The sequence below is a fragment of the Rhodococcus sp. NPDC059969 genome, assembly GCF_042738325.1.
Taxonomy (GTDB): Bacteria; Actinomycetota; Actinomycetes; order Mycobacteriales; family Mycobacteriaceae; genus Rhodococcus_F.
In genome coordinates this window covers 174537-193844 of sequence record NZ_JBHWUF010000001.1, presented here as the reverse complement: position 1 = coordinate 193844, position 19308 = coordinate 174537, and the positions used below count along the sequence as shown (strand labels likewise).

Genomic DNA, 19308 nt, shown 5'->3' with positions numbered 1-19308 from the left:
TTGCTGAACTACTTGTGGTTAATCAATAGCAAAGTATGTCAGCCCACGTTGATTTACGCGTCAACTTGGCCGGCGATGTCGCTGGGGGTGATGCTCGCAGCCCCTTCTGTTGCCTCTGTTCAGGCATTTATCGTGCACGGGTGTGAGCCACGCCTCGAGATTCCTGACTGTGTGTTGGATCGCACAAGTTTGCAGACCTCTGCAAACTTGCAGAGGTCTGCAAGTTTGGTACGGTGGTGGAGTGATGACCGAACCAAGCCTTCGCGACCGAAAGAAGGCAGCAACCCGCAACGCACTCAGTGGCGCGGCGGCCAGACTGGCTCGCGCTCTCGGGATCGAATGCGTCACCGCTGACGCGATTGCATCCGAGGCGGGAGTGTCGACGAGGACCTTCCACAACTACTTCTCCAGCAAGGAGGAGGCGGTCCTCGCCAGTTTCGAGGAGTCGATCACTTCGTGGATCGAGGCGCTTGCAGCCCGGCCCGCGGACGAACCCATTCTCGACGTGCTCGAGAATCTAGTGGTCGAAATCGTGAGCGATTCCGGCTCGAGTATGAAAGAAAAAGTAAACGTCTGGATGTTGTCGGATTCGAGTCCCGCGCTCTATCGGGTTGCCGCCGACATGCACCAGCGGATCAACCGTGAAGTCGTTCAAGCATTGGCCGAACGCACCGGCACGGACGCCGAACGGGACCTGTATCCGACCCTCCTTCTCGGGGTTGTGGCGGGGGCCTGCAAATCGGTGATCGACATCTGGACCGGAGGAAAGTCGGAGGCTTCCGGTCCAGAAGAACTGGTCCATGACGCTTTTCGTCAAATTCGAGCGGGAATGCCGGCACCGGCACCGCGTCTCTGAGACCTACTCGTAATACCTGTCCACGTACACGCACCGAAACAGCAAGGAGCCCGTCGTGGCCACCTATCTCTATCGGATCGGCAAGTTCGCCTACCGGCGAAAAGGCGCGGTCCTCAGTGTTTGGCTGATAATCCTGGTCCTGATGGGCGTCGGGGCAGCCACCCTGTCCGGTTCCACCAAGGATTCGTTCTCCATTCCGGGAACCCCGGCGCAGCAAGCTCAGGACTTGATGGCCGAGCGATTCCCCGATGCTCCCAATCCGATGGATTCGCTGAGCGCTCGATACGTCGTCCAGGCTCCGGCAGGCACGACGCTGGCTGATCCGGCGAACGTCAAGGCCATGGACGACATGCTCGCGAGCATCCGCGGCATCGACAAGGTCGCCGACTCTGCCAAGGTGGACCCGGCAACTGCCACTCCGGAACAGGCCGCGAAGGCGCTGGTCAATCCGGTTACCGGCAATGACTCCATGGTTGCGATGCTCAAGGAAAAGGCAGCTGCCGCTGGAACTTCCGAGACGGAGGCCGTGGACGACGCGCACGCGTTATCGCCGCTCAGTGCCGACGGCACAGTCGGTTACGTCGAGGTTCCGTTTGCCGGCGACTTCGCCGATCTCGACCAGGCGTTGCGCGATTCGATCAACTCCGCAGCCGATGTCGGGCGAGCTGAGGGACTCAACGTCCAGGTCAGTGGTTCGGCCGCTCAGGAAGCAGAGATGCCCGGTGGCGTCACCGAGCTGATCGGCATCGCCGTTGCCGCAGTCGTTCTGGCCATCACCTTCGGTTCGCTTGTGGCCGCGGGGCTTCCGCTGCTCACCGCGATCATCGGTATCGCTATCGGCAGCCTCGGGATCACTGTCGCCACCGGATTCATGGATCTCAGCTCCATGACTCCGACGCTGGCGATCATGATCGGCCTGGCGGTGGCGATCGACTACTCGCTGTTCATCATGTCCAGGTTCAGGCATGAGCTCACGCTCACGGACAACCGTGCCGAAGCAGCGGGCCGCGCTGTCGGAACTGCCGGTTCCGCAGTGGTATTCGCCGGTTTGACGGTCATCATCGCGCTGGTCGCGTTGCGCGTCGTCGGCATCCCGTTCCTCTCGGACATGGGTGCGGCAGCAGCCTTCACCGTTCTGATCGCGGTCCTGATCGCTCTGACCTTGCTGCCCGCAATCCTGGGTATGTTCGGGCGCAAGGCTTTTGCCGGCAAGATTCCCTTCCTCAGCAAGCGTGCGGAGGAGTCTGAAGACGAGAATTCGGGCAAGCCGAAGTTGGCGCTGCGCTTCATCAACGCCGTTGTCCGCCGTCCGCTCGTTCCGCTGATCGGTGGTGTAGTCCTACTGGGCGCATTGGCCCTACCCGCAACGGGATTGAGTCTGGCATTGCCGTCGGAGGCCACCGGTGACCCGGCTACGAGTGCGCGTCAGGCATACGACCTGATCGACGAGGGCTTCGGTGACGGCCGCAACGGGCCGCTCATCGCCGTCGTCGACGCCAAGGGCGCCAGCGTCCCCGCCGGGGAGGCGTTCGCGGAGGTCGTCTCGACCATCTCGAGCTTCGATGACGTTCAGAACGCACAGGTCGTCGGGGTCAACGACGCCGGCGACACCGCACAGGTCCTGATCACTCCGAAGAGTGGACCGACCGATCCGGCCACGATGGATCTGGTGGGCAGTCTCCGCGGAGCAGAAGCAGGACTCAACGATTCGATCGGCGTCAGCTACGGCATCACCGGTCAGACCGCACTCGAAGGCGACGTCTCGGACACGCTGAAGGATGCACTGGTGCCCTACCTTGCCGTAGTGGTCGGCCTCGCATTCATCTTGTTGCTCTTGGTGTTCCGTTCGATCCTGGTTCCACTGACTGCGACGCTCGGCTTCCTCCTCAGTGTGCTCGCGACATTCGGTGCGACGGTGGCGATCTTCCAGCACGGCTGGTTGGGCATCATCTCGAACCCGCAACCGCTCGTGAGTTTCATGCCGATCTTCCTGATCGGCGTGGTGTTCGGACTGGCGATGGACTACCAGGTGTTCCTCGTGACGCGTATGCGTGAGGAGTACGTCCACGGTGCAAGCGCGAAGGAGGCCGTGACCATCGGCTTCAACCACGGTGCCCGGGTGGTCAGTGCGGCCGCGGTCATCATGATCTCCGTGTTCGGTGCCTTCATCGCAGAACCGAACTCGTTCATCAAGTCGATCGGCTTCGCGCTCGCTGCGGCAGTGTTCTTCGACGCCTTCATCGTGCGCATGGTGATCATCCCGTCCGTCATGGCACTACTCGGCGACAAGGCGTGGTGGCTGCCGAAGTGGCTGGACAGGATTCTGCCGAACGTCGACATCGAGGGCGAGAAGCTCAGCAAGGCCCTCCGCGACGAGAAGGAAGCGGAACTGCAGTCCGCATCTGCTTGATCTCTGCTGTGCGCCTTTGTTAACCCCCCGCGGTTAATAAAGGCGCACAGCTGTTTTCCGGGTACCGAAATATCCAGCGGCACATGTCGGCCAGGATTGGTAACCTTCGCTCACTATGCTGATCAGGCTGCTGCGCACTTATCTGACGCCGTACCGGGGTGAACTCACGGGCGTTGTCGTCCTGCAGTTTATTTCGACTATGGCGGCCCTTTACCTTCCGAGTCTCAACGCCGACATCATCGACAACGGCGTGACCAAAGGCGACACCGGCTACATCCTCTCCACCGGCGGGATGATGCTGATGGTCACGCTGACGCAGATCCTGTGCTCGGTGGGTGCCGTCTTCTTCGGAGCGCGCGTCGCCATGGGCGTCGGGCGCGATCTCCGAGCGTCGGTGCTGCATCAGGTCGGGACGTTCTCGGCCAGGGAGGTCGGGCACTTCGGTGCGCCTTCGCTGATCACTCGCAATACCAATGACGTCCAGCAAGTGCAGATGATGGTCGTGATGAGTTGCACCATCCTCGTCATGGCGCCGATCATGTGCGTCGGCGGCATCATCATGGCTCTGCGTCAGGACCTGAATCTGTCCTGGATCCTCGGGATCAGCGTTCCGCTCCTCGTTGTCTCGATGGGTTTCCTGATCGCCCGGATGGTTCCCGGATTCCGGGTCATGCAGGGCCGCCTCGACGCCGTCAACCGCGTTCTTCGCGAACAGATCACCGGTATCCGCGTCGTCCGAGCGTTTGTACGGGAACCGTACGAGGTAGAGCGTTTCGGTGACGCCAACCGTGAGCTGACGGAGACTGCTCTCGGCGTCGGCCGCCTCATGGCGCTGATGTTCCCGCTCGTGATGCTGATCAGCAACGTCACCAGCGTCGCGGTGATCTGGTTCGGTGGTCATCAGATCAACGAGGGCTCGATGCAGATCGGCTCGCTCACGGCGATGCTCAGCTACATCATGCAGATCCTGATGGCCGTCATGATGGCCACCTTCATGGCGGTGATGCTGCCGCGTGCATCGGTGTGCGCCGAACGTATCTCCGAGGTGCTCGACACGGATTCGTCGGTGATCCCGCCCGAGAATCCGGTCCGAGAACTGAAAGACCCGGGAGTTGTCGAACTTCGTGGCGCTCAGTTCCAGTTCCCCGGAGCCGAAGAACCCGTATTGCGTGACATCACCTTCCGCGCCGAGCCAGGTAAGACGACAGCGATCATCGGCGGTACGGGATCGGGAAAGACGACTCTGCTCAACCTGATTCCGCGATTGATCGACTCCACCTCCGGATCGGTATCGGTGGGCGGCGTCGACGTCCGCGACATCGACACGGAGTTGCTCTGCTCGGTGATCGGTCTGGTCCCACAGAAGCCGTATCTGTTCTCCGGCACTGTCGCCACCAATCTCCGCTACGGAAACCCCGAAGCTACCGACGAATGGCTGTGGGAGTGCCTCGAGATCGCCCAAGCTGCCGACTTCGTCCGTGCCATGCCCGAAGGCCTGGACACACCGGTGGCACAAGGCGGTACGACGGTATCGGGCGGTCAGCGTCAGCGACTCGCCATCGCCAGAGCATTGGTGCGTAAGCCGCAGATCTATCTGTTCGACGATTCCTTCTCGGCACTCGACCTCACTACCGATGCGAGGCTGCGTGCGGCGCTCCGGCCGGTCACGCAAGACGCCTGCATCGTCGTTGTCGCGCAGCGTATTTCCACCATCGTGGAGGCTGATCAGATCATCGTGCTCGACGACGGCGCCATCGTGGGGATCGGCACGCACGACGAGCTCGTGGTCAGTTGTCCCACCTACGGCGAAATCGTCGCCTCTCAGCTAGCCGTACAGGACGCATCATGAGTAATCGACCGACTTCCTCGCCTCCCATCGGCCCGCCCGGGGGTGGCGATCCCACCAAGAAGGCCATGAACTTCGGCCCTTCGCTCAAACGTCTTCTCGGACGCTTGAGTCCGGACAAGCCGATCGTCGTCCTGATCTTCGCTTTGGTGACCGCAAGCGTCGTACTCTCATCGATCGCTCCGAAGATCCTGGGAAACGCGACCAACCTGATCTTCGACGGCATCGTCAGCAAGCAACTCCAGCCGGGGACTACCAAGGAACAGGCTGTCGAGGGGTTGCGTGCTTCGGGGCAGGGTCAGCTCGCGGACATGGTGTCCGGCATGGCCGTTGTACCAGGAACCGGAATCGATTTCGACGCCGTCGGCAAGGTCTTGATGATCGTGCTGCTGCTGTTCGTCTGCGCGTCGCTGTTCAGTTGGTTGCAGGCGTATCTGCTCAACATCGTGGTGCAGCGGACCGTTCGCCGGTTGCGTGAGGACGTCGAGCAGAAGATTCATCGACTTCCCTTGCGGTACTTCGATACCCATGCCCGCGGCGATGTTCTCTCGCGCGTGACCAACGACATCGACAACGTCGCGCAGAGCCTGCAGCAGACGCTCAGCCAGTTGGTCATGTCGGTGATGACGGTCCTGGGCATTCTGGTGATGATGCTGTGGATCTCACCGTTGCTCGCCTTGATCGCGGTGGCAACTGTTCCGCTGTCGATCATGGTGACGGCGTTCATCGCGAAGCGTTCACAGAAGCATTTCGTGGCGCAGTGGAAGAGCACCGGCGGAATCAACGCACAGGTCGAGGAAGCGTTCAGCGGCCACGAGTTGGTCAAGGTGTTCGGCCGCCAGCACGAGGTCGAGGAGCGCTTCCGCAAGCAGAACGAGGATCTGTACGAGTCCAGCTTCAAGGCGCAGTTCATCTCCGGTCTGGTCATGCCGGCCGTGATGTTCCTCGGCAACCTCAACTACGTTGCCATCGCAGTGGTGGGCGGCATGCGCGTCGCATCCGGAACGATGACGCTGGGCGACGTGCAGGCGTTCATCCAGTACTCGCGGCAGTTCACGCAGCCGCTCACGCAGATCGCGTCGATGACCAATCTGCTGCAGTCCGGTGTCGCTTCGGCCGAGCGGGTCTTCGCGCTGCTCGACCAAGACGAGCAGTCGGAGGACCCGAAGAGCGCGAAGTCGCCCACTGTCGACAAGGGTCGCGTCAAGTTCGAGAACGTCACGTTCAGTTACAAGCCGGAACAGCCTTTGATCGAGGACTTGTCCCTGACTGCCGAGCCGGGTCAGATGGTGGCGATTGTCGGCCCTACCGGTGCAGGCAAGACCACCCTCGTCAACCTCATCCTGCGGTTCTACGAACTCAATTCGGGCCGAATCACTTTGGACGGCGTCGATATCGCCGACATGACGCGAGACGATCTGCGTTCACGCATCGGCATGGTTCTGCAGGACGCGTGGCTGTTCGGTGGAACCATCCGCGAGAACATCGCGTACGGCAAGCCGGGTGCCACCGACGAGGAGATTCGTCGCGCAGCCGAGATGAGCTACGTCGACAAGTTCGTGCACTCCCTGCCCGAGGGCTACGACACGGTCATCGACGAGGAGGGCAGCAACGTCAGTGCCGGCGAGAAGCAGCTCATCACCATTGCCCGCGCCTTCATCTCGCAGCCGTCCATCCTGATCCTCGACGAGGCGACCAGTTCGGTGGACACGCGCACTGAACTACTGGTTCAGAGCGCCACCGCGGTCCTGCGCAACGACCGCACCAGTTTTGTCATCGCACACCGTCTTTCGACAATTCGTGATGCAAACCTGATCGTGGTGATGGAGGACGGCCGGATCGTGGAGCAGGGGAGCCATGAAGCTCTGCTCGAATCCCGCGGCGCGTACTTCCGTCTGTACAACAGCCAATTCGTGGGCGCGGAGATCTAGTCGGGCAACTACGGTGGTGAGCATGCTGATTGCCGAGGATCTGCTGTTGCTTGCCACCGACGACGCGAGCGGAAAGTTGTTGCGTTCGTCGTCCTACGTCGACGTTGCGCTCGGGGGTGCGCTGTTGGTCGAACTCGTCCTTGCCGACCGCGTCCGCCTCGACGGCTCCGGATGGCGGGCGCGGGTAGCCATCATCGACAATCGGCCACTCGTGGATCCCACCCTCAATGCTGCATTGGCGAGGTTGGCCGAAAAGCCACCCGCCAGGCCGACTGCGGTGGTGAACCGTCTTGCGAAGGGTGCACGCAAGGCGCTCTATGCCGGCATGCAAGCCCGCGGAATTGTGACCGCCGTGGAACATCAAGTGTTCGGGATCTTTCCGAGCGTCAGATGGCCGGCAACCAACCCGCGGTACGAGGATCAACTGCGCGTCGTGCTGCGTGACATTCTGTTGGGTGTCCGCCAACCCACTCCCGGCGAAGGTGCATTGGTGTCGATCCTGGCAGGTGCGAACATGCTCAAGGTGATTGTTCCAGCGGATCAGTTCAAGGCGGCGAAAGCGCGAGCGAAGGTGCTGTCGCAGGGAAACTGGGCAAGCGAGGCCGTGCGGCAGTCGATTGCCGCGACGCAGGCAGCCACCACCGCTGCGCTCACCGCAACAATTGCGGCGTCGGCATCCTCAGGATCGTGACGGGGCGATACTGCACGACGTGGCGCTTTCTGCCGCTGTGACAGGATTGAGCTCGTGACTTCCGCAGTACCGACACCGCCCGTGCCCTCCGTCGACAAGCGTCCCGAGTCGATTTTCACGATAGGGACCAGGCTCGAGGACAGGCTCGGACGAACCGGCACCATCCACACACCGCACGGCGACATCGCGACGCCGTCGTTCGTGGCCGTCGGAACCAAGGCCACGGTCAAGGCCGTGCTGCCCGAGTCCATGAAGGAACTCGGTGCGCAGTCGGTGCTCGCCAACGCGTACCACCTGTACCTGCAGCCGGGACCCGACATCGTCGACGAGGCCGGCGGGCTGGGCAAGTTCATGAACTGGGACGGCCCCACCTTCACCGACAGCGGCGGCTTCCAGGTGATGTCTCTTGGCGTCGGGTTCAAGAAGGTGCTCGCGATGGAGGCCGTCGGTGTGCAGTCCGACGACGTCATCGCGAAGGGCAAAGAGCGTCTCGCGACGGTCGACGACGAGGGCGTGACGTTCAAATCGCACCTCGACGGCAGCAAGCATCGCTTCACCCCCGAGGTGTCGATGCAGATCCAGCATCAACTCGGCGCCGACATCATGTTCGCGTTCGACGAACTCACCACGCTGCTCAACACCCGCGGCTACCAGGAGCGATCGGTCGAGCGCACGCAGGCGTGGGCGATCCGCTGCATCAACGAACACGAGAAGCTAACCGCCGAACGCGCCGACAAGCCCTACCAGGCACTCTTCGGCGTGATCCAAGGCGCGCAGTACGAGGATCTGCGTCGTCAGGCCTGCCGTGGCCTCGAGTCGATCGAAGGCGAGAACGGATACGGCTTCGACGGTTACGGCATCGGCGGTGCCTTGGAGAAGCAGAACCTCGGAACGATCGTGCGCTGGTGCAACGAGGAACTACCCGAGAACAAGCCGCGTCATATGCTCGGCATCAGCGAACCGGACGACTTCTTCGTCGCAATCGAGAACGGTGCGGACACCTTCGACTGCGTCAACCCGTCGCGTGTCGCTCGCAATGCTGCGATTTACGTCCGCTCCGGCCGGTTCAACATCAACACCAGCCGGTTCCGCCGTGACTTCACACCTATCGACGACGAGTGCGACTGCTACACCTGCGCCAACTACACCCGCGCGTACATCCATCACCTCTTCAAGGCGAAGGAAATGCTCGCGTCGACGCTCTGCACCATCCACAACGAGCGATTTACCGTGAAGTTGGTCGACGACATCCGAGCCAGCATCGAAGGTGGGTATTTCCACGACTTCAAAGCGGACATGCTCGGAAAGTTCTACGCGGCGAAGACGCCTGCACCTCAAGCGTAGGTCGGTTCGCGCTTCTTCACGTAGGCGATGACGCGGTAGGTGATCGGCATGACCAGTACCTCGACAAGCGTTTTCCACAGGAAGCCGACCAGCACGTAGTTGATGAAGTCTTCCCACGTACTGATGCCGATGACACCGGCCGCGATGGAACAGAAGATGAGCGTGTCGGCGAATTCACCGACGACGGTCGAGCCGATCAGACGCGCCCACAGGTGCTTTTCCTGCATGCGTTTCTTCATCATGACCAGAACCAGGGAGTTCAGTAGCTGTCCGACGAGGTAGGCGGCCAAGCCGGCGACCAGGAGTCGGGGAATGACGCCCACTACGGTTTCGAGGGCGGCCTGGTTTTCGTAGAACTCTGCCGGCGGGAGCTGCACGGCAATCCAGAAGCACGCGGCAGCAAGGATCAGTGCGCCGAAGCCCAGGTAGATCGCGCGTCGGGTCGCTTTGAAGCCGTAGACCTCGCTGAGCACGTCACCGAGGACGTAGGCGAGCGGGAACAAGAAGAATCCACCATCGGTGATGATTGGCAGAATCTGCAAGGGACCGAGCGAGAAGTCGGAATCCGCAAAGAAGGCGACCCCCTTGGTCGCCGCGACGTTCGAGATCAGCAGCGTTGCAGTGAAGAGCGCGACGATCGTCGGGTAATAACCCCGGCTGACGTGCGCAAATTTGGTTTCGTGGGTCGATTCGTCTTGCTGATCCTGAGCTGTCACGTCCGTCATCCAAGCACCACAAGGCGCTCGGATGCGAGTTTGCGACCGTCCAGTTGCGCAGAACACACCGAAGGCCCTGCGGTTTCACGTGGAACCGCAGGGCCTTCAGTGACGGGATGAAGCCTGATCAGAGTGCTGCTACGAAGCGTCCTGTGATGACGCGATACGCATAGGTGCCGGCGATGAGAGTGACCGGACCGGTGACCAGCAATCCGAGACCGCAGAGCAGTGCGCCAACGAGGTTGATGCCGATTGCCGCGAGTGCCAGGAGAAGCAGCGGGCCGACATTCTTGGAGATGACGCTGGCGCTCGACTTGATTGCGGTGACGGGATCTTGATCCTGATCTATCACGAACTGCAGCGTGAAATAGGTCAGGAATGCGATGACGATGCCCGGAATGATCAGCAGGACGATGCCGATCGCTACCGCAAACCCGACCAAGATGCTCGCCAGAATAACGGCGCCGATGTTCGAGAACTGGAAGAAGGAACCGAATGCAGGCTTGTTGCCGTCGACTTCGTGGAGGGCACCTCGAACGTAGGCAGCCTGGATCAGGATGCTGACGACGATCGAGACCAATCCGCCGATGATGCTCAACGCAGACACCGAGGTCGAACCGTCGGTCGAGAAATCGAAGCCACCGAACAACAGGTTGATGCCAAACGAAATCAAGCCCGCGACAACAGTGATGCCGATCCACGTCAACGCATTGTTCTTGAAGCGTTCCCAGCCGTAACTCAGCGCGGCGCCCACGGAAAGCTGCGGTCCACCGAAGCCTGCGCCGTAGTCATTTGCGGGCGGCGGTGGGAAGTTACCGCCTCCGGGAGGTGGCGGGTATCCACCAGGCGGCGGATAGTTTCCGCCGGGAGGGGGATAGCTTCCGCCTTGAGGCGGCGGCGGATATCCACCTGGCGGCGGGTAATTGCCACTTTGAGGAGGTGGGGGGTATCCACCGGGCGGCGGGTAGCTTCCGCCCTGCGGAGGCCCCGCCGGCGGGGGATAGCTCCCTGGAGGAGGCGTTCCCTGCTGGCCGTAGGGATCCTGGGGCGGGAATTGCTTTCCGTCCTCGGGATTCTGGTTGGGGTCGTGCCCACCGGTTGTCATATGCGCACCTAACCCTTGACTACCTGAGTTCCACCAGCGAGCTCGTCATGCTTGCCCTGCTTGGTGGGGCTGTTGTTGATCGTGACCGCGATGACGATGTAGGCGACCAACGCGAGGATTCCGCCGATGATCGGAATGATCGAGAGCAACGTGAAGGCGTTGCGAATCGCAGACTGCTGGACGGAGGGGCGAGGTGCGCCGCCCGGACCGTGTACTGAAAGGCCCAGAATCATCTTTCCCAGAGTCCGACCCTGCGTTACTTCCATTGCGATGAAGTAGGCGAAGGTCAGAATTCCCGAGAAGAGTCCGCTGACAAGAACATTTCCCAGATCACTAACCAGAACCGTCAAGATAATGGCGACGATTCCGACGATGATGGCGTCGATGACGCGAGCGCCGAATCGAATACCAAGTCCACCGGCTTCGGCACCAGAAGGCAGCCGGTTTCCTGCCCCGTACGCACCCTGGTCGTTGAACTGCGGCGGCGGGAAGTTGCCACCCTGCGGAGGCGGCGGGTATCCACCGGGCGGCGGGTAGTTACCACCTTGAGGCGGCGGGAAGTTCCCGCCCTGCGGAGGAGGCGGGTAGCTGCCGCCCTGCGGAGGACCGGCGGGAGGTGGGTAACTTCCGGGAGGAGGTGTTCCCTGCTGGCCATATGGATCCTGGGGTGGGAATTGCTTCCCGCCCTCTGGATTCTGGTTGGGGTCGTACCCACCGGTTGTCATGTGTTCCCCTCAGTCGTAAATATCGCGCTCGAGTGTGACAGTGGATATGACCCTACTGGGATCAAAGAGCTATGTGGATGACATCTGCTCACTTGGATTCGGAGGTCACCTGTGGTTTAGGCTGCGTTGTATGACGAGTTCCGGGGGCAACAACGACGATTCTTCGAGCGATTACCAGGCAAAACCTGGATACGGAGAATTTCCGAGCCTGCCTCCCGAGGGGTACGGCGTGTCCCCGTCCGAAACGCAGTCTTCACCTGAAGTTCCCGGATATACCACTCCCAACGAGCAGTACCCGGGTTATCCGCCGCCGTCGTACAACCCGCCCGGTGATAACCCCCAGCCGGGTGGAATTGGTGAACCCAACCCGTACCTGCCGCCGCAGAATTTCGGACCGCAGAATCAATACCAGCAGAATCAATATCAGCAACCCGGACAATACGGACAAGGTCAATACGGACAGGCTCAGTATGGCCAACCTCCGAACCCGTACGGTCAGCCGAATCAATTCGCGGGTGGGTACGCACCGCCGATGCAGCCGGTCGGCACCAACGGTCTTGCAATTGCATCGCTGGTTGTGTCGCTTGCAGGCGGTTGCTTCTACAGTCTCGGCGGAATCGTCGGAATCATCTTGGGTATTGTCGCGCTCAATCAAATCAAGCAGACAGGTCAACAGGGACGCGGGCTTGCAATAGCCGGAATTGCGGTCGGAGCGGCTTTCTTGGCGATTTTCGCCGTGATTCTCGTAGTCGCACTCATAGCGAGTGCATCGTCGTCGTACTGAAGTGGCGTCGTACTGAAGTGACTAGCGCTCACACCGGAGTGACGGTGGACGACGCAGGAAGTGGTTTCCCGAAGTAATAGCCCTGGCCCATGTCGCAGCCGGCGCGCAAGACGTTGGCTGCGTGTTCGGCGGTTTCGACGCCCTCGGCTATCGAATCGAGCCCGAGCTTCCTAGCGATGCCGGCGATGGACTCCATGACCATGAAGGCGCGCTCTCCAGCACGACCCGCTGCGCTGACCGCCCAGGTCAACGATTGGTCGATCTTGAGAATGTCGAGCGGCAATTCCGACAACGCGGAGAACGATGCGAAGCCCGCCCCGAAATCATCGAGAGCAATTCGAATTCCTTCGTTGTGCAGAATGTGAAGAGTCTCGGCGGCATGCCGACCGACGACGCCGAGTTCGGTGACTTCCACGATGATTCTGCTCAGTGGGGTTTGTGAACTGTCGAGCGCTCCGAGGATTTCGTGAGCGGCGTGCGGGGTAGCGAGTTGGCGAGGCGAAAAGTTGACCGCGACCATCATGTGCTCGGGCCACGACGCTGTCTGGGCGCAAATCATGTCCAGAGCTTGTAATCCGATGGGAATGATGAGTCCGGAAGACTCGGCGGAGCGCATGAAATCTTGAGGCTCGATCAACCCTCGAAGTGGATGACGCCACCGCAGAAGGGCTTCATAGCTGATAATTGCTGACGAGTTCAGATTGACCTGGGGTTGATACAACACCTCGAATTGATGGTCGTCGAGTGCCTCGCGAAGCTCGCGGACCATGCGTATTCCTTTTCGTCCTGAGTCGCCCGTGCCGCACGTGCGTGTCAGCGTGGATGCTGCAAGTGGGTACTGCGGTCGGATTCCAGGTTCAGATCCCGGGCGTAGTTTTGCAGGGATCACTCGCCCTGAACTGCCTTCGCCAGTCTTGACCGTACTTCACTATTCGAGAATTGCCAACGAATAGCTATTGCGGACGGCTTTGGTATATCGGACAATCGAGCTTTTGTCCCGACGAGGTGCCAATCGATCCTTCACTTACTTCGCCGGGAAAATCCACGGGGTCCGGGGGATCTTCCGAGAATCGAATCGATCCGCCAATAGTGGTGGTGTGACAACTTCGCCGGGTTCGGCGAGGCCGATGCTCGACGCGATCATCGTCAGAACCTGTGCAGCACTGCGTCCGGCCTCGAGTTGATCTGCAAGAGTCACTGCGCCGTCGCGCTTCGCGAGGCGTTTGCCTTCACTGTTCAAAGCGAGAGGAACGTGGGCGTACGACGGTGGTTCGATGTCGAGCAGTCGAGCGAGGTAGGCCTGGCGTGGAGCCGAGGTCAGGAGGTCGTCGCCGCGGACCACTTGGTCGATGTTCTGCGCGCCGTCGTCGACGACAACGGCGAGGTTGTAGGCGGGTACGCCGTCACCGCGGAGCAGGACGACGTCGTCGACTTGTCCCGTCACCTCGCCGAACAGTTCGTCATGGACGGTGAACGAGTCGATGCCGGCCCGTAGCCTCAGCGCGGGGGATCGGCCACTTGCCGATTTCTCGGCGCGTTCGGCCTCCGAAAGGTTCCGACACGTGCCGGGGTAGGCGCCGTCGGGAGCATGGGGAGCGGACGGTGCCTGCAGGATCTCCTTGCGTGTGCAGAAGCAAGGATAGGTCAGGTCACGCTCGCGTAATAGTTCGATAGCCTTGTGGTACAAGGGAAGACGGTGTGACTGTAAGACGACTGGGCCGTCCCAGGTGAGGCCGAGCCTACGCAGATCGTCGAGTTGCCGTTCCATCGCTCCGGGTCGGACACGATCGAGATCCTCTACCCGAATGAGGAAGTCGCGCCCGCTGGTGCGGGCGAACAGCCAGGCCAAGAGGGCAGTCCGGAGGTTTCCCAGATGGAGATCGCCGGACGGGCTCGGCGCGAAGCGTCCTGCTCCGGCCACGTCAGCTGGCGAGCCCGACGGAGGCCAGCGGATTCTCGGCGTCGTGCAGGGTGAGGCGGATCGCGGTTTCCAAAGCGTGATCGAGGTACTGCGGCGGATACATGGCGGGACTTCCGAGTGCGTCGAGTGCCAACCCGTTGACGGTTGAAAGCAGAAGTGCCGCTCTGGTTTCCGCTTCTGGAGTTCCGATCCCGATCAATACCGTCGAGATGCCGGTGCGGATTGTGAACAGAGTTGTCCGGCGGATTTCGGAGAGTGACTCACTGGTTGCGGCACGCACGGCAAATGCGGCGAGCACATGCGCCTCGCGCGTGCGTTGTTCGTCGAGGGGCAGCAGTTGCGAGAGCGCCTGGAACAGAGAGGCATGCGGGTCCGCGTCGGCGGACGACTCGGCCAGTCTTGTCAACAATCGATCGACGAGTGTTCGCAGTGCAAATGCGAACATCTCGTCCTTGGTCGAAAAATGATGTTGCACTGCGCCGATCGAGACGCCCGCCCGTTTTGCGACCTCGCGGACGCTGGCATTTTCCAGTCCGGATTCTGCAGCGACGTCGAACAATGCCGCCGCAAGCAGGTCTGGACTCGTGGAGGATTTTCGACGCTCTGGCATACCGCGACATTACATGTGTATGGAAGTAATGCCCACGTCAGGGGTGCTTTTTCACGCCTTCCGGCCGAGGAAAGCAAGGAGTTTCGTCGCTTTGTCAGCGTTGTCCGGAACCTGTACTTCCGGGCCGCACACGCCGCTCATGCGGATCGAGTCGCCCAGGCCCGCGGCGATCTCAGACACCCAGTCCACGTCCGCGTCTCGCATCGCCGTATCGGTGCCGGTTGCGGCCGCGAGGTCCCAACCGTGGATGACCAGATCGAAACACAAAAACCCTTCGACCGTGGCTCCGAGGTTGGTCCTGCCGAAGTGCCCGTCGTATTCGAGGGTGGACTTTGCCGGGTCGTCCAGAATTGCCTGCATCGAATCGCGCACGGCCGCCCAGGCGGCGGACGGGTCGTCGTCAACCGACGGACCGGGTGCCAATTCGAGGCCGACTACCTTGACCATGTCTCGTTCGCTGTCGAGCACGTGCCTCACCACGTCGCGGGCGGTCCAGCCCTCGCAGGGGGAATCGTTGCCCCAGCGATCTGCGGGTACAGCGTCGATCCGCGCCGTGAATTCGGCGGCCAGATCCCGATAGCGTTGGGCGGGGGAGATCTCTGTTGAAGTCATGACAACAATCCTTCACCGCCACAGCGCTTCATGATTGATTATTTCGGACATTCACTCGATCTCTGGGGCTTCTGCCCAGATGTCCATCGGTACGACACCGGCACTCTTGCCCTCGTCGTCGAGAAGTCGGCCCACCCTCTTCATGGATCGCAGCACTACTGACCTGTTCAGCACCACCAGGCCCGGTGCCTCTTGGGCGAGTTGTACTTCGGTAATGGGAGTTTCGCGCAGGGAGTGTGCGGCGATCGCGAGCAGTGTGTTGGCGCGGCCTCCGGAGATCCGCATGCACACGCGCGTTCCCGGCACTCGTTCCACCAGCGCACGAATCGTCGAGCGGTCTGTGGGATCGACATATCCCCACACCCAGGTCACGAGGGGCCAGCCGGACAGTGGCAGAGACACGTCGCAGCGGAACACGATCTGGTTGCGCGACGTCAATTCGGCAAGGCGCCGCCTGACCGTACTTTCGCTGAGGCCGGTACCGACTGTGAGCTCTGTAATCGACGATCGACCGTCCTCACCCAGTTTCAAGATCAATTGGCGGTCGACAGCGTCGAACGCCTTCCCATGATGGCGCTGATCCGTCGGCGCGTATTTGTAGCGCACAGGCCGGTCTGTCATCGTCGCCCGCTGCGCTGCATCGAGTACCTGCAATTTCCAGTCGTCTCCGATCGCGAAGACCTCGGTGACGAGGTGTGCACGCGAACTGACGATCCCGGGTACCGACGCGAGCGACCGAAGCAGGAAGCGCGACAGGAAAGCCATGTCTCTGACCTCGACGAGAAGAGTCAAGTCGCCTGGGCCGCTTGTGTGTTCGACGCTCAGCACGTGCGGCCAGCGTGCAAGACGTTCTGCAATCGTCAACGCGTTCGAAGTCGTGCAATCGACTTCGACAAAAGCCAGACACGATTCCGGACGGCCATGGCCTGTTGCCCTGGCAGAGACCCAGGCGGTGCCGGAATCCTGTAGCCGCTGCCAGCGGCGAGCCACGGTAACCGGATCGACTTTGAGCGCGTCGCCAACCGTGCGCCACGACGCTCGCGGGTCGAGTTGCAGGCAATTGATCAGGGCGAGGTCGACGTCGTCCAGTACGGCGGAATCCTGCGTTTCTTCGATCATGGTGCAAGTATCGTGCATCTTCATTGTGTCTGGGATCACTTCATTCATGCTCGAAGGGCAGAACGCGGCGGCGAGTGCCCACGGCGTTCCCGCTGTGAAAGGAGAATCCTGATGCCGTCCACCACGTTGTCCGCTGTTCCGACCGAGAGAAGCCTCGAGTGGGTGCAACGCCTCATCGGAATCGATACGACGAGTGCCGTGAGCAATCGACCGTTGATCGATCTCATTGCGGCGGAACTACGTCGCCATGGGGTCGAGCCGGTACTTGTTCCCGATGACGAGGGAACGAAGCTCAACTTGTTGGCAACGTTCACCCCTCCTGACGGGAGTACTGCCGGCGGTGTGATGTTCTCCGGCCATACAGACGTAGTGCCGGTCGACGATCAAGACTGGAGTACCGACCCTTTCACTCCCGACGTTCGCGACGGAAGCCTGTACGGACGTGGCACGTGCGACATGAAGTCGTTCATCGGGATCGTCGTCGCGGCCATCCCCGACATCGTTGCTCGGCCGCTGGCGAAGCCGATTCACTTCGCATTCTCCTACGACGAGGAAGTCGGCTGCATCGGTGCGACCGGATTGGTCGAGGAAGTTGTCGCCCGAAACCTGCGCCCTGATGTGTGCATTGTCGGAGAACCGTCGGAGATGCGAGTCATTCGCGCACACAAGTCGATGAATGTCATACGTGTTGATCTGCAGGGCGTTTCGGCACACTCGTCGCTCACTCCGCGGGGAGTGAACGCGATCGAATACGGCGCCGAGTTGATTCGATTTGTCAGAAGCGTGGCCGACGAGCTCCGTGCGTCCGGCCCGTACGACGACGCATTCGACGTGGGCTGGACAACATGCTCGGTCAATCTCGTGTCCGGCGGAATAGCAGTCAACACAGTGCCCGAAGATTGCTCCATCACTTTCGAGTTCAGGAGTATCAGCACAGCAGGCGCCGCAGATCTGCTCGAACGCTTTGCCGCCGAAGCGAATCGGATCGAAACACTGATGCGGGAAGAGAATCCGTCGGCCTCCGTGACGATGCACGTCTCGGCCTCGGTTCCTCCGCTGGAGACGGATGCGAATGCTTCGGCGGCTGCACTGGTCGAACGATGGGGTGGTCGACCCTCGGACGAAAAGGTCGCGTACGCCACCGAGGCCGGGATGTTCGCAAGTATCGGTGTCCCCACTGTTGTGTGTGGGCCGGGAAGCATCACTCAGGCGCATGCACCTGACGAGTACGTGACACTTGACCAATTGGCACAGTGCGAGCAGTTCGTTCGGAACGTCGTCGCTCACGCCCGCGCCTGACCCACCCCTCACCCCCTAAGGAAAACCATGTCCACGGCAACTACGCCAACCTCCGGAACAGTCACCCCGGAACGCCTGGCCGCTGCTCGCAAGGCGGTGATCAGCAGCTCACTCGGCGCTGCGCTCGAGTGGTTCGACGTCATCGTGTACGCGGCATTCGCAGTGGTCATCGCCCATAACTTCTTTCCCGGTGGCGACAACACACTCGGCTTGATACTGACGTTCGCGACGTTCGCAATCTCGTACGTCATCCGGCCACTGGGCGGGATGGTTCTCGGCAGCTACGCAGACCGTCGCGGGCGCAAAAACGCTTTGACGTTGACGATGATGCTCATGATGATCGGCACGCTCATCATGGCCGTGGCACCGACGACCTCGATGATCGGACCGTGGGCCGGCGTCGTCATCCTGGTTTCGCGGCTCATTCAAGGATTCTCCGCTGGCGGTGAATTCGGTACTGCTACAACCTTCCTCGTGGAAACTGCACCGCACAAGAAGGCGTTCTACTCTTCCTGGCAGGTTGCCAGCCAGGGTGCTTCGGTTTTCCTGGCATCGCTGTTCGGATACGTGCTCAATACCCATCTCTCGCATGAAGCGCTTTACTCGTGGGGCTGGCGCGTTCCGTTCTTCTTCGGCATCATCGTCGGTCCGGTCGGTCTCTACATCCGTGCCAAGCTCGACGAAACGGACGATTTCAAGACGAGCGTCCCGGAAAAGGCCCCACTCAAGACGACGCTGACCAGGCATCTCGGCCGGGTGCTCACCGGTGCCGCAGTAGTCGGCGTCGCGACTATCTCGATCTATCTCATCTTGTACATGCCGACGTTTGCCGTTAAGAATCTCGGAGTATCCGCCTCGGCCGGCTACCTCGGCGGTATCGTCGCCGGACTGGTCACCTTGATCACCGTGCCGTTGATCGGTCATCTTGCAGACCGGGTCGGACCTGCTCGAGTCATGACCTGGGCCGCCGTCGCGGCAATCGTGTTGGCCTGGCCGCTCTTCAAATTGATGGTCGATCACCCGTCGACTCTGACGCTCGTCCTGGTTGTTTCGGTCCTGGGGGTCATCATGGCGTTTGCGTTCGGTCCGTTGCCTGCCTTGATGAGTTCGCTGTTCCCGGCGGAGATCCGGGCTACCGGGATGTCCTTGTCGTACAACCTCGGAGTGACTTTGCTCGGCGGAATCGCGCCGTTGGTATTGACCTGGTTGATCAGTACAACAGGCTCGCTCGACGCTCCGAGTTACTACTACATGACGGTCGCAGTTCTTTCCCTTGGCGGCCTGTGGTCGGCAAGGACGCTTTTCAGTCAAAAGTGACGGCCAGGGAACGACGGTCGCG

At 61.0% G+C, this 19308-nt stretch carries 17 protein-coding genes; 9 read left to right on the top strand and 8 right to left on the bottom strand.

Going from position 1 to position 19308, the window contains the following annotated elements; genetic code table 11:
• Nucleotides 1-244: 244 nt before the first annotated feature.
• The 6 genes from ACFWAD_RS00910 (at nt 245) to tgt (ending at nt 9078) form a co-directional block, all read left to right on the top strand.
• Nucleotides 245-856 carry a TetR/AcrR family transcriptional regulator gene (locus tag ACFWAD_RS00910; RefSeq protein WP_378540621.1) on the top strand — a complete coding sequence of 204 codons (612 nt, stop codon included), beginning with the start codon at nt 245-247 and terminating at the stop codon, nt 854-856.
• Nucleotides 857-911: 55 nt separating this feature from the next.
• Nucleotides 912-3266: an MMPL family transporter gene (locus ACFWAD_RS00905; protein WP_378540619.1), complete on the top strand. Its 2355-nt coding sequence runs from the start codon at nt 912-914 to the stop codon at nt 3264-3266.
• Nucleotides 3267-3381: 115 nt separating this feature from the next.
• Entirely contained in the window at nt 3382-5115 is a 1734-nt protein-coding gene (locus ACFWAD_RS00900) for an ABC transporter ATP-binding protein (protein WP_003943950.1), read from the top strand.
• A complete protein-coding gene (locus ACFWAD_RS00895; RefSeq protein ID WP_378540617.1) occupies nt 5112-7043 on the top strand; it encodes an ABC transporter ATP-binding protein in 1932 nt (643 codons plus the stop codon). The genes ACFWAD_RS00900 and ACFWAD_RS00895 overlap by 4 nt, the downstream gene beginning before the upstream one ends.
• Nucleotides 7044-7065: 22 nt before the next feature.
• Nucleotides 7066-7734, top strand: a complete 669-nt coding sequence (locus ACFWAD_RS00890; protein WP_378540615.1) for a GPP34 family phosphoprotein — start codon at nt 7066-7068, stop codon at nt 7732-7734.
• Nucleotides 7735-7788: 54 nt separating this feature from the next.
• Complete coding sequence (gene tgt / locus ACFWAD_RS00885) at nt 7789-9078, top strand: tRNA guanosine(34) transglycosylase Tgt (RefSeq protein WP_378540613.1); 1290 nt, start codon at nt 7789-7791, stop codon at nt 9076-9078.
• On the opposite strand, the gene ACFWAD_RS00880 is transcribed toward tgt, so the two are convergent.
• The 3 genes from ACFWAD_RS00880 to ACFWAD_RS00870 all read right to left on the bottom strand — a co-directional run bounded on the left by ACFWAD_RS00880 (nt 9069) and on the right by ACFWAD_RS00870 (nt 11624).
• Nucleotides 9069-9803, bottom strand: a complete 735-nt coding sequence (locus ACFWAD_RS00880; protein WP_378540611.1) for a queuosine precursor transporter — start codon at nt 9801-9803, stop codon at nt 9069-9071. The two genes, tgt and ACFWAD_RS00880, sit on opposite strands and share 10 nt — an antisense overlap.
• A 118-nt stretch (nt 9804-9921) precedes the next feature.
• On the bottom strand, nt 9922-10899 hold the full coding sequence (locus ACFWAD_RS00875) for a hypothetical protein (protein ID WP_378540609.1): 978 nt from the start codon (nt 10897-10899) through the stop codon (nt 9922-9924).
• Nucleotides 10900-10907: 8 nt separating this feature from the next.
• The gene (locus ACFWAD_RS00870) at nt 10908-11624 is read right to left on the bottom strand and encodes an RDD family protein (RefSeq protein WP_378536844.1); all 717 of its coding nucleotides are present in this window, start codon (nt 11622-11624) and stop codon (nt 10908-10910) included.
• A 130-nt stretch (nt 11625-11754) separates the two neighbouring features.
• On the opposite strand from ACFWAD_RS00870, the gene ACFWAD_RS00865 reads away from it, so the two are divergent.
• Nucleotides 11755-12408: a DUF4190 domain-containing protein gene (locus ACFWAD_RS00865; protein ID WP_378540607.1), complete on the top strand. Its 654-nt coding sequence runs from the start codon at nt 11755-11757 to the stop codon at nt 12406-12408.
• A gap of 28 nt (nt 12409-12436) precedes the next feature.
• Here ACFWAD_RS00865 and ACFWAD_RS00860 read toward each other — a convergent pair whose 3' ends face one another.
• The 5 genes from ACFWAD_RS00860 to ACFWAD_RS00840 form a co-directional block, all read right to left on the bottom strand.
• A complete protein-coding gene (locus tag ACFWAD_RS00860; RefSeq protein WP_378540605.1) occupies nt 12437-13177 on the bottom strand; it encodes an EAL domain-containing protein in 741 nt (246 codons plus the stop codon).
• Between the two features lie 255 nt (nt 13178-13432).
• A complete protein-coding gene (gluQRS, locus tag ACFWAD_RS00855; RefSeq protein ID WP_378540603.1) occupies nt 13433-14329 on the bottom strand; it encodes a tRNA glutamyl-Q(34) synthetase GluQRS in 897 nt (298 codons plus the stop codon).
• A 1-nt stretch (nt 14330) separates the two neighbouring features.
• The gene (locus ACFWAD_RS00850; protein ID WP_378445644.1) at nt 14331-14939 is read right to left on the bottom strand and encodes a TetR/AcrR family transcriptional regulator; all 609 of its coding nucleotides are present in this window, start codon (nt 14937-14939) and stop codon (nt 14331-14333) included.
• 51 nt (nt 14940-14990) lie between these two features.
• Nucleotides 14991-15551 (bottom strand): TIGR03086 family metal-binding protein, encoded by a 561-nt coding sequence (locus ACFWAD_RS00845; RefSeq protein WP_378536853.1) that lies wholly within the window; start codon nt 15549-15551, stop codon nt 14991-14993.
• Nucleotides 15552-15602: 51 nt separating this feature from the next.
• Nucleotides 15603-16670: an Lrp/AsnC family transcriptional regulator gene (locus tag ACFWAD_RS00840; protein ID WP_378540601.1), complete on the bottom strand. Its 1068-nt coding sequence runs from the start codon at nt 16668-16670 to the stop codon at nt 15603-15605.
• A gap of 111 nt (nt 16671-16781) precedes the next feature.
• Here ACFWAD_RS00840 and argE point away from each other — a divergent pair, with 111 nt between their 5' ends.
• Together argE and ACFWAD_RS00830 are read left to right on the top strand one after the other, a co-directional pair.
• Entirely contained in the window at nt 16782-17969 is a 1188-nt protein-coding gene (gene argE / locus ACFWAD_RS00835; RefSeq protein WP_378540599.1) for an acetylornithine deacetylase, read from the top strand.
• Between the two features lie 27 nt (nt 17970-17996).
• Complete coding sequence (locus tag ACFWAD_RS00830; RefSeq protein ID WP_378540597.1) at nt 17997-19286, top strand: MFS transporter; 1290 nt, start codon at nt 17997-17999, stop codon at nt 19284-19286.
• The last annotated feature ends 22 nt before the right edge of the window (nt 19287-19308 follow it).

What these genes read in the sequence shown, in the direction of transcription:
- argE (WP_378540599.1), top strand. Translation starts at nt 16,782, where the DNA reads ATGCCGTCCACCACGTTGTCCGCTGTTCCGACCGAGAGAAGCCTCGAG.
- ACFWAD_RS00865 (WP_378540607.1), top strand. Translation starts at nt 11,755, where the DNA reads ATGACGAGTTCCGGGGGCAACAACGACGATTCTTCGAGCGATTACCAG.
- ACFWAD_RS00870 (WP_378536844.1), bottom strand. Translation starts at nt 11,624, where the DNA reads ATGACAACCGGTGGGTACGACCCCAACCAGAATCCAGAGGGCGGGAAG.
- ACFWAD_RS00910 (WP_378540621.1), top strand. Translation starts at nt 245, where the DNA reads ATGACCGAACCAAGCCTTCGCGACCGAAAGAAGGCAGCAACCCGCAAC.
- ACFWAD_RS00890 (WP_378540615.1), top strand. Translation starts at nt 7,066, where the DNA reads ATGCTGATTGCCGAGGATCTGCTGTTGCTTGCCACCGACGACGCGAGC.
- ACFWAD_RS00860 (WP_378540605.1), bottom strand. Translation starts at nt 13,177, where the DNA reads ATGGTCCGCGAGCTTCGCGAGGCACTCGACGACCATCAATTCGAGGTG.
- ACFWAD_RS00845 (WP_378536853.1), bottom strand. Translation starts at nt 15,551, where the DNA reads ATGACTTCAACAGAGATCTCCCCCGCCCAACGCTATCGGGATCTGGCC.
- ACFWAD_RS00850 (WP_378445644.1), bottom strand. Translation starts at nt 14,939, where the DNA reads ATGCCAGAGCGTCGAAAATCCTCCACGAGTCCAGACCTGCTTGCGGCG.
- ACFWAD_RS00830 (WP_378540597.1), top strand. Translation starts at nt 17,997, where the DNA reads ATGTCCACGGCAACTACGCCAACCTCCGGAACAGTCACCCCGGAACGC.
- ACFWAD_RS00875 (WP_378540609.1), bottom strand. Translation starts at nt 10,899, where the DNA reads ATGACAACCGGTGGGCACGACCCCAACCAGAATCCCGAGGACGGAAAG.
- ACFWAD_RS00840 (WP_378540601.1), bottom strand. Translation starts at nt 16,670, where the DNA reads ATGATCGAAGAAACGCAGGATTCCGCCGTACTGGACGACGTCGACCTC.
- ACFWAD_RS00880 (WP_378540611.1), bottom strand. Translation starts at nt 9,803, where the DNA reads ATGACGGACGTGACAGCTCAGGATCAGCAAGACGAATCGACCCACGAA.
- ACFWAD_RS00895 (WP_378540617.1), top strand. Translation starts at nt 5,112, where the DNA reads ATGAGTAATCGACCGACTTCCTCGCCTCCCATCGGCCCGCCCGGGGGT.
- ACFWAD_RS00900 (WP_003943950.1), top strand. Translation starts at nt 3,382, where the DNA reads ATGCTGATCAGGCTGCTGCGCACTTATCTGACGCCGTACCGGGGTGAA.